The following is an 8,760-nucleotide window of genomic DNA, read 5'->3' as shown; positions in this document are numbered from 1 at the left end:
GCCGAGGACGAGTTCGGCTCGCTCGGCGACACCTCGACGCTCGCCGACCCCACCGTGGTCGACGACCTGATCACCAACCGCCAGAACAAGCGCACGCAGGCGGCGTGAGTGCTCCGTTATCCTGGGCCGCGCGAGCGAAGCCCGGGATCGCGTCCAGACTGTGCTTCTCCATGGCCGGGCTCGTCCCGGCCATTCCTTTTTAGGTGATCGATCAGCCCGAATGGTCAGCCGGCTGGGCGACCACCGCCCCAATTCAGCCGGCTTGCTCTTTGAGAATCTGCCCACAGCCACGCAGGTGGACGCACGTTTCCGAAGGAGCATCCGATGTCCTTGAAGCGCCTCTTCACCGAACATCCCGAAGCCGTCGGCGAGTCCTATGTCGAGCACATGCATGTAGCCCTGAGCTTCTCAGGCCCCCTCTTGGCGGCGGGTCTTGCGGCGCTCGTGCATGCCTTCCTGCCGTTCCTGTGCACGAGCACGGCAAGCACCACGGTCAAGCGGCTTCATGCGCGCATGATGAACCGCACGCAGCATCCGGTTTCCCACGCGCCGAAGAACGGCATGGTCTCCTGGGACCCCGTCATCTGACCCTTCCTGGGGCTTGGAACCGTAGCTGTTCCTTTCGCGTCTCACCCTCAAGCAACTTCGCAGGAGGGTTCGAGACATGGGCGCGCGAGCCGCATTCGCCATTGCCGCCATCGTCGGCGTCGCATTCACAGCCACAGGCGCATCGGCCCGCGAGGTCGTGCCCTTCGAGGGCCGCGTCTCGCCCGGAACCATCGTGGTCAAGACGGGCGAGCGGCGGCTGTATTACGTGCGCGGCGACGGAACGGCCCTGCGCTACCGGGTGGCGGTCGGCAAGCCCGGCAAGCAATGGTTCGGCGAGGCGCAGATCGACGGCAAATATGTCCAGCCCGCCTGGTCGCCCCCGGCGGAGGTCAAGCGCGACAACCCCCGCCTGCCCGACGTGATCCCCGGCGGCGCGCCCAACAACCCCATGGGCGCGCGGGCGCTCACCCTCAACCTCGACGAGTACGCCATCCACGGCACCAACCGCCCCAGCTCCATCGGCACCTACGCGTCCTACGGCTGCATCCGCATGCTCAACCAGGACATCGTCGATCTCTACGAGCAGGTGAGCGTGGGAACGCGTGTGGTGGTGGTGCCTTAGAGGATCGAAGGCACGGACGTACGAACTCTCTGCGACAGAAGCCGGTACTGCTCGACCGACGTATCAGCCAGAACCTCATCCCGGCTGGCTGGAAGATCGTCGAAGGGGATCGGGATAGAGTTCCCGTAACATTTGCAGCCGAACCGCCCGCCCATGCTCGCCCCTGTTCCTGGGAAACAGCCTAGAACTTACGATGCATGCCTGCAATGTCACAACGTCCCCTCCGGACAGATAGGTTACCGGCCGCAGGGGCGAACTATAGTTCGACGTTGCTAATCCGGTGGGGTCCTCATGCGCTTTGCTTTCCTTGTCAGCTCCCTTATTGGCGGCTTCGTGCTGACTGGATGCCAGACACAACCCTACGCCTCCGGCCATGCTCAGGCCGACGCCCTGATGGCGGAACTTCAGGCGGAATCCGTCACAACCGGTACGGCTGCCACAGCCATTTCGATTGCCGGTTCGCTTGACCCGTCGGGAATGGGGGCCGGTGCGGCCCATGCGGTCAACCGAACCATGCTCAACGCCCATAATGCGCAGGTCAATGCACGGATACAGAACCGCATCATGGCTCAGGAAATGGCTGTGGTGAAATGCGTCGAGGAATCGAAGGCCATGTCCGGCAAGGCTGCCGAGGACTATGCCGAGGCCTGCGCCAGAAGGGCCCGGGGGCTGCCCTGAAAATTGCCCATCGCATAAGCCGGACGCAGGAGCATCGCGGTCTCGTGTTTGACGGCGGAGGCGCAAGCCGGGCGTCGATCCTGCCGCGGCAGGATCAGAAGTCGCTCGCCAATCCTTTCACCTCCCAATCCTCATAGCGCACGGGCTCCAGGCCGCCGCGGCCCTGGTGCTCCTTCTGCTTGGCGAGTTCCGCCGCGCGGGCATCGATGTCGAGACGGCGCCGGGCCGCTTCCTCCAGCGCCCGCTGGGCGGCGGGGGACAGGGGCTTGCCGGGAGCCGCGCCCTCCACGGGGCGATCCGGGCTGGTATCGGGTGTGCTGTTCGTGCTCATCAGGTGCCTTATGCCAGCCTCTTGCCTCTCTTGGGAGGCAGCTGGACGGTTCCCACAGAGGGTTTGACGGAATAGCTGCTGTTGCATACGAGGTGGAGACCCCGATGAGCACCGTCAAGACCGAAATGCCGCTGGCAGGTCCGATGGCCATCTTCGGCGGCGTCGGCTCCAGGCCGATTGGAACTCGGATCGGCTGACGCTCGCCGTTCACCATGCGGTGGAGGCGGACGAGCGCACCACGGCGCTGTTCATCGGCAACCCAATCCCCGGACACGGCATGGACAATCTGTTCTCAACCCACCCCGCGACGGAAAACAGGATTGCCGCCTTGCGCGCTTTGGCGCAGGAGAGGGAACAGCACATGAGAACCTGGCCGCAACCCGGCTTTGTCTTTCCATCGCAACCGAGTCCCTGGGGCTCCACCACCCGCCGCGGACCTTGGGGTTAGAAACGTTGAATCAATCGGATGAACAAGCGGGCCTCGGGCCCCGTCGCCTCGCTTGGATGGCCGTGTCGGAGGCCATGAAGCGGCGCGTGCCGCTCGATGACGTGATGGAGGAGCTGGCGCGTGCGGAAAACCTGTCCGGCCGCGACGAGGCGCTCGCCCGCGCCATCGCCATCGTCACCTTCAGGCGGCTCGGCACCCTGGGCCGCGCTTTGAGCGAGCGGCTCAACAAGCCGCCGAAGGACGAGCGCCTGATGCATCTTCTGTCCACCGGCGCGGCGCAGATCCTGTTTCTCGACGTGCCTGACCATGCGGTGGTCGACAGCGCGGTGCAGCTCGCCCAAAACGACCCGAAGCTCCATCACGCCGGCGGCTTCATCAACGCCGTCCTGCGCCGCGTGGCCCGCGAGCGCGAGGCGATCCTGGCCGAGAGCGATCCCTGGCTCGACACGCCCACCTGGCTGGAGGAGCGCTGGATCGCGCAATACGGCGAGCCCCTCGCCATGAGGATCGCCGAGGCGCACCGCGCCATGGCGTCGGTCGATCTCACCGTAAAGGACGACCCGCAGGCCTGGGCCGAGCGCCTCGGCGGCGTTCTCCTGCCAACCGGCAGCATCCGCCTTGTGGAGCGCACCTCGATCCGTGAGCTTCCCGGCTTCGAGGAGGGCGCCTGGTGGGTGCAGGACGCGGCCGCCGCCCTTCCGGCCCGCCTGCTGCAGGCCAAGCCCGGCGAGCGCGTTGCCGACCTCTGCGCCGCCCCCGGAGGCAAGACCGCGCAGCTTGCGGCAGCCGGCGCCGAGGTGCTCGCCGTCGACCGCTCGGCCAAGCGCCTGCAGCGGCTGGAGGAAAACCTCGCCCGCCTCAACCTGAAGGCCGAGACCCGCGCCATCGACGCCGAAAAGCTCGATGCGCAGCCTTTCGACGCCATCCTGCTCGATGCGCCCTGCTCGGCCACCGGCACTATCCGCCGCCACCCGGACGTGGCCTGGACAAAAAGCGAGGAGGACATCCGCAAGCTCGCAGGTCTCCAGACGCGCCTCCTCGACAAGGCGGCAAGCCTGCTGAAGCCCGGCGGACGACTGGTCTATTGCACCTGCTCGCTGGAAGCCGAGGAAGGCGAGCGCCAGGCCGAAGGCTTCCTGGCCCGCCACCCGGAGTTTGCCCGCAAGCCCGTCACGCCCGACGAGATCGGCGGCTGGGCGGACTGCATCACGCCCCAAGGGGATGTGAGAACCCTGCCATTTCATCTGGCGTCGGCGGAGCACGACCGCAGCGGCCTCGACGGGTTCTTTGTCGCACGCTTTGTGCACAACGGATCGTGACGGGAGCGAGCAATCCCTTACCGGTTGTTAACCAGTCAGCAGGAACTCCTCTTCTAAGCTGGCAAGCACTTAAGCCCACAAGAGGAGCGCCACGGGTGGATTTCGGGCCGGATCGCTGGCGTTTGTACAGGCTTGCCGCTCGCGAGGCAGGCCGCGCCATGCGCGAGAGCACGGTCTGGAGCCTGTCGGGGCTCTCCAGCGCGCCCCTGCCCACGCGGCTGCTCTTCGCGCCGCAGGATCTGCGCACGGCGGACCCCACCGTCGCGACCGATATTTATTCGGGCTTCTTCGCCTTTTCCGGCCGCGCCATCACCACGAGCGGGCGCTCGCCCTTCGCCTTCACGCCGCCGAGCCGCGCCTGGGGCGAGGCGCTCTACGGCTTCGGCTGGCTGCGGCACCTGCGGGCGGCCGGCACGGCGCTCGCCCAGGCCAATGCCCGCTCCCTGGTGGACGAGTTCGTCACCTCCAAGCTTGGGGACAAGCGGCTCGCCTGCGAAACGCAGGTCACGGCCCGGCGGCTCATGTCCTTCATCAGCCAGTCGCCCCTGATCCTGGAAGGTGCCGATCATGCCTTCTACCAGCGCTTCCTGAAGATCCTCGGCCAGCATGTGCGCACTTTGGAGCGCCAGCTCCGCGCCGGCGCCCTGCCCTACCAGCAGCTCATGGCGGCGGTGGCCCTGTGCTATGCGGGCCTGTGCTGCGAAGGGCTCGACCGAAGCTTGAAGCGCGCGAGCCGCCTGCTCGCCCGCGAGCTCGATCGCCAGATCCTGGCGGATGGGGGCCATGCCAGCCGCAACCCCCGGCTCATCGTCGAGCTGCTGTTCGACCTTCTGCCCCTGCGCCAGATGTTCGCCAGCCGCGAGGTCGATACCCCCGAGGCCCTGCTGCACGCCATCGACCGGATGCTGCCGATGGTGCGCCTGTTCCGGCACGGGGACGGCACCCTCTCCCATTTCAACGGCATGGGCGTGACGGCGGCGGACCACCTGGCAACCCTGCTCACCTATGACGACATGCGCAGCCAGCCGATCCACCACGCGCCCCATTCGGGCTATGAGCGGCTGGAGGCGGGGCGCACCCTGCTGGTGGCCGATGTGGGCGCGCCCCCGCCGAGGCCCCTCTCCTGGGAGGCAGGGGCGGGCTGCCTGTCCTTCGAGTTCTCGAGCGCGACGCAGCGCATCGTGGTCAACTGCGGCAGCCCGCGCCACGCGGCCGGTCCCATCATCCAGGCGTCGCGCTCCACGGTGGCGCATTCCACGGCATCCATCAACGACGTGTCCTCCTGCCAGATCGTCGACAAGAAGGGCAACTGGCTGGAGCGGCGCGTGGCGGGCTGGCTCCTGCGCCGGGTCGGCCCGGTGGTCATCGCGGGACCTGAGCGGGTCGCGGCGGAGCGCAGCGAGCGCGAGCACGCGCAGATGCTCAGCGCCAGCCACGACGGCTACCGGCCCCGCTTCGGCCTGACCCACGAGCGGCGCTGGCTGCTCGCGCCCAAGGGCAACGTGCTGGAGGGGGAGGACATCTTCTGGGGCGAGGGCGCGGCCCAGAATGCGCAGGCCATCATCCGCTTCCATCTGGCGCCCGGCATCAAGGCGAGCCTTGCTCAAGGCGGCCGGGTGGTCATGCTGGTGCTGCCCAACCGAGAGGCCTGGCAGTTCTCGGCCTTGCCCGTCGAGGCCCATCTCGAGGACAGCGTGTTCCTCGCCACCCCAGACGGCATGCGCCGCACGGAGCAGATCGTGCTCGCCATCCGGCCCAGCGAAATGCCCTCGGTGCGCTGGCGCTTCGAACGCCTGGCGCGCACCTTCGATCCGAACCAGCCCCAGGAGCAGGGGCCGGAACTGATCTGAAGGCAAGTCAGCCATGATGCCGGCTCGGCCCCAGGAATCTCGGAAGTCCCCTGAGGCCTCACAATTTCCGCCTGTCTAGGGCGGCGGGTTCATCCACCATTCGTCTGCTCGGCTTCCGGGCTCACGCCACAGGCCGATGTCGCGCAGCGCACGGTCGTTGAGATGCTCAAGCCTCTCCAAAGCCTGCCGCCGGGTGAATCGATTCCGCCACTCGATGGCCCTCGCCATCCAGGATGCGAACCTCCTGACGGTGAGAATGCCCGGGTAGAAACGGTGCTTGTAGTTCGGCGAAGGGGAATGTGTGTCCATGTTTGCTCTCCACAATCGACATGAGGAGAGCAGAACCAAAGGACCCTACCCGCCTCGGGAGGGTCCTCGGGAATGATCACGCACGCATCAGCGCAATAGCCATCCCGCGCACCCTTTGAGGTACGTGAATTGATGGGTAAGGCAGGTCATGCGGTTGATCATGAAGGGGATTATATCAAAGGTTATATCATTCGAAAAGCGTTTAGAGCGCTGATGATGTGCTGCTGATGGACAGCCGGCTTGCCCGCTTGTTGCCGCTCAAAGGCAAAAGCGCTGGCCCGAAACCCCGGCCTCCCCGGTTCCCATCCCCACCCTCCCGTGCTATCGCGCCCGCATCCTTACCTCTCCATGGAGCGGCCGCCATGCCGAGCGACCTGAAGCGCGTGTCCCGCGCTCTGCTTTCCGTATCCGACAAGACGGGTCTCGTGGACTTCGCTCGTGCGCTCGTTGAGCGCGGCATCGAGTTGGTGTCCACCGGCGGCACGCATAAAACCTTGCGCGAGGCGGGCCTGCCCGTGCAGGACGTGAGCGACCTGACAGGCTTCCCCGAGATGATGGACGGGCGCGTGAAGACGCTGCACCCGGCGGTCCATGGCGGCCTGCTCGGCATCCGCTCCAACCCGGAGCACCAGGCGGCGATGCTGGCTCACGGCATCCAGCCCATCGATCTGCTGGTGGTGAACCTCTACCCCTTCGAGGCAACGGTCGCGGCCGGCAAGCCCTATGACGACTGCATCGAGAACATCGATATCGGCGGTCCTGCCATGATCCGCGCGGCGGCCAAGAACCATGCCGACGTGGCCGTGGTGGTGGACGGCGCCGATTATGCCGCCGTGCTCGACGATCTGGCCCAATACGACGGCTCGGTCACGCGGACCCTGCGCCGCCGCCTCGCCCAGAAGGCCTATGCCCGCACCGCCGCCTACGATGCGGCGATCTCCAACTGGTTCGCGGGCGAACTCGACGAGGCGACGCCGCCGTTCCGGGCGCTCGGCGGCGCGATCGCCGAGGTGATGCGCTACGGCGAGAACCCGCACCAGACGGCCGCCTTCTACCGCACGCCGGAAAACCGCCCGGGCGTTTCCACCGCCCGCCAGGTGCAGGGCAAGCAGCTCTCCTACAACAACATCAACGACACGGATGCGGCCTACGAGGCCGTGGCCGAGTTCAGCCCAGAGCGCTCCGCCGCCATCGTGATCGTCAAGCACGCCAATCCTTGCGGCGTGGCCGAGGGCGCCGATCTTCGCGAGGCCTATGAAAAGGCCCTGCGCTGCGATCCGGTGTCGGCCTTCGGCGGGATCGTCGCCATGAACCGGCCGCTCGACGCGGAGGCCGCGAGAGCCATCACGGAGATCTTCACCGAGGTGATCATTGCGCCCGACGCCGGCGAGGAGGCGATTGCCATCGTCGCCGCCAAGAAGAACCTGCGCCTGCTGCTGGCCGGATCCCTGCCCGATCCGCGCCAGGGCGGCCTGACCCTGCGCACGGTGGCCGGCGGCTTCCTGGCCCAGAGCCGCGACAATGCGGTGGTCGAGGCCATGAGCCTGAAGGTGGTGACGAAGCGCGCGCCGAGCGACCGCGAGCTGGAGGATCTGCGCTTCGCCTTCCGGGTCGCCAAGCACGTGAAGTCGAACGCCATCGTCTACGCCAAGGACCTGGCGACCGTGGGCATCGGCGCCGGCCAGATGAGCCGGGTCGACTCGTCCCGCATCGCCGCCTGGAAGGCCGCCGAAGCCGCAAAGGCCGCAGGCCTGCCGGAGACCCTCGCCAAGGGCTCGGTGGTGGCCTCCGACGCCTTCTTCCCCTTCGCGGACGGCCTGCTCGCCGCAGCCGAGGCCGGCGCCACCGCGGTGATCCAGCCCGGCGGCTCCATGCGCGACGACGAGGTCATCAAGGCCGCCGACGAGGCGGGCCTTGCCATGGTGTTCACGGGCCACCGGCATTTCAGGCACTGACAAGGGCTTGATCCTGGGACCGGGGAGCAGACGCTACACCTGTCGAGCGATCCCGGATCGGCTACGCCGGCCGGGATGACGTTTCTCCCGGCTCTCCCCATATGAAGCGGAGCAGCAGGAGAACTCCCATGATCGTCACCACTACGCCCACCATCGAAGGCCGCCGCATCGCGTCCTACCGCGGCATCGTCTCAGGCGAGGCGATCCTCGGCGCCAACGTGTTTCGCGACTTCTTCGCCTCCATCCGCGACGTGGTGGGCGGGCGCTCCGGGTCCTACGAGCGGGTGCTGCGCGACGGGCGCGACACGGCCCTGCAGGAGATGATGGAGGAGGCGCAGCGCCTCGGAGCGCATGCGATCGTGGGCGTTCACATGGATTACGGCGCCATCGGCAAGAACGAGGGCATGATGATGGTGACCGTCAGCGGCACGGCGGTGACGCTGGAGTAAGCCTCTCCGTTGTCACCCCCGCGAAGGCCGGGATCCATAACCGCGACATTGTAGGACAGGGCGAACAGCGTCGCGTCTCTTTCTGCCCCGCTGGTGTTTATGGATCCCGGGCTCTGCTGCGCAGCCCCGGGATGACAGGGCTTGATTGTCCGGGATGCCGCTGTTGGTGTGCATGTCAAAGATCCAGCGCCTTCGGGCCCGCAGCCTTGGGCTGCGAGCCTGAAGAGCACACGAGGGTGGCGCGCGATGC

The 8,760-nt window shown here is 67.0% G+C and carries 9 protein-coding genes; 7 read left to right on the top strand and 2 right to left on the bottom strand.

Translation table 11 applies throughout. From position 1 onward, the window contains the following. Positions 1-324 precede the first annotated feature (324 nt). From JKG68_RS29560 to JKG68_RS29550, 3 genes are all read left to right on the top strand, one after another. Positions 325-588, top strand: a complete 264-nt coding sequence (locus tag JKG68_RS29560) for a DUF6356 family protein (RefSeq protein ID WP_202065702.1) — start codon at positions 325-327, stop codon at positions 586-588. A gap of 76 nt (positions 589-664) precedes the next feature. Further along, positions 665-1,171, top strand: a complete 507-nt coding sequence (locus tag JKG68_RS29555) for a L,D-transpeptidase (RefSeq protein ID WP_202065701.1) — start codon at positions 665-667, stop codon at positions 1,169-1,171. A 291-nt stretch (positions 1,172-1,462) separates the two neighbouring features. Then, positions 1,463-1,849, top strand: coding sequence for a hypothetical protein (locus JKG68_RS29550; RefSeq protein WP_202065699.1), 387 nt, complete (start codon positions 1,463-1,465; stop codon positions 1,847-1,849). A 94-nt stretch (positions 1,850-1,943) separates the two neighbouring features. Here the strand turns inward: JKG68_RS29550 and JKG68_RS29545 are convergent, their stop codons facing one another. After that, the gene (locus tag JKG68_RS29545; RefSeq protein WP_202065698.1) at positions 1,944-2,180 is read right to left on the bottom strand and encodes a DUF1674 domain-containing protein; all 237 of its coding nucleotides are present in this window, start codon (positions 2,178-2,180) and stop codon (positions 1,944-1,946) included. A 453-nt stretch (positions 2,181-2,633) separates the two neighbouring features. Here JKG68_RS29545 and JKG68_RS29540 point away from each other — a divergent pair, with 453 nt between their 5' ends. Then, on the top strand, positions 2,634-3,947 hold the full coding sequence (locus JKG68_RS29540) for an RsmB/NOP family class I SAM-dependent RNA methyltransferase (protein WP_376773235.1): 1,314 nt from the start codon (positions 2,634-2,636) through the stop codon (positions 3,945-3,947). A 95-nt stretch (positions 3,948-4,042) separates the two neighbouring features. Then, positions 4,043-5,797, top strand: coding sequence for a heparinase II/III family protein (locus tag JKG68_RS29535; protein WP_202065697.1), 1,755 nt, complete (start codon positions 4,043-4,045; stop codon positions 5,795-5,797). 75 nt (positions 5,798-5,872) lie between these two features. Here JKG68_RS29535 and JKG68_RS29530 read toward each other — a convergent pair whose 3' ends face one another. Beyond that, positions 5,873-6,106 (bottom strand): hypothetical protein, encoded by a 234-nt coding sequence (locus tag JKG68_RS29530; RefSeq protein ID WP_202065696.1) that lies wholly within the window; start codon positions 6,104-6,106, stop codon positions 5,873-5,875. A 362-nt stretch (positions 6,107-6,468) separates the two neighbouring features. Between JKG68_RS29530 and purH the strand changes: the two genes are divergently transcribed. Continuing rightward, a complete protein-coding gene (gene purH / locus JKG68_RS29525) occupies positions 6,469-8,061 on the top strand; it encodes a bifunctional phosphoribosylaminoimidazolecarboxamide formyltransferase/IMP cyclohydrolase (protein ID WP_202065695.1) in 1,593 nt (530 codons plus the stop codon). A gap of 128 nt (positions 8,062-8,189) precedes the next feature. Continuing rightward, a complete protein-coding gene (locus tag JKG68_RS29520) occupies positions 8,190-8,510 on the top strand; it encodes a heavy metal-binding domain-containing protein (RefSeq protein ID WP_202065694.1) in 321 nt (106 codons plus the stop codon). Positions 8,511-8,760: the final 250 nt, after the last annotated feature.

Source organism: Microvirga aerilata (genome assembly GCF_016743775.1).
Taxonomy (GTDB): domain Bacteria; phylum Pseudomonadota; class Alphaproteobacteria; order Rhizobiales; family Beijerinckiaceae; genus Microvirga; species Microvirga aerilata.
This window is presented reverse-complemented; position numbering and strand designations above follow the sequence as displayed.

Coding starts and splice junctions, on each gene's coding strand:
- JKG68_RS29560 (WP_202065702.1), top strand. CDS start 325: ATGTCCTTGAAGCGCCTCTTCACCGAACATCCCGAAGCCGTCGGCGAG.
- JKG68_RS29520 (WP_202065694.1), top strand. CDS start 8,190: ATGATCGTCACCACTACGCCCACCATCGAAGGCCGCCGCATCGCGTCC.
- JKG68_RS29555 (WP_202065701.1), top strand. CDS start 665: ATGGGCGCGCGAGCCGCATTCGCCATTGCCGCCATCGTCGGCGTCGCA.
- JKG68_RS29530 (WP_202065696.1), bottom strand. CDS start 6,106: ATGGACACACATTCCCCTTCGCCGAACTACAAGCACCGTTTCTACCCG.
- purH (WP_202065695.1), top strand. CDS start 6,469: ATGCCGAGCGACCTGAAGCGCGTGTCCCGCGCTCTGCTTTCCGTATCC.
- JKG68_RS29545 (WP_202065698.1), bottom strand. CDS start 2,180: ATGAGCACGAACAGCACACCCGATACCAGCCCGGATCGCCCCGTGGAG.
- JKG68_RS29550 (WP_202065699.1), top strand. CDS start 1,463: ATGCGCTTTGCTTTCCTTGTCAGCTCCCTTATTGGCGGCTTCGTGCTG.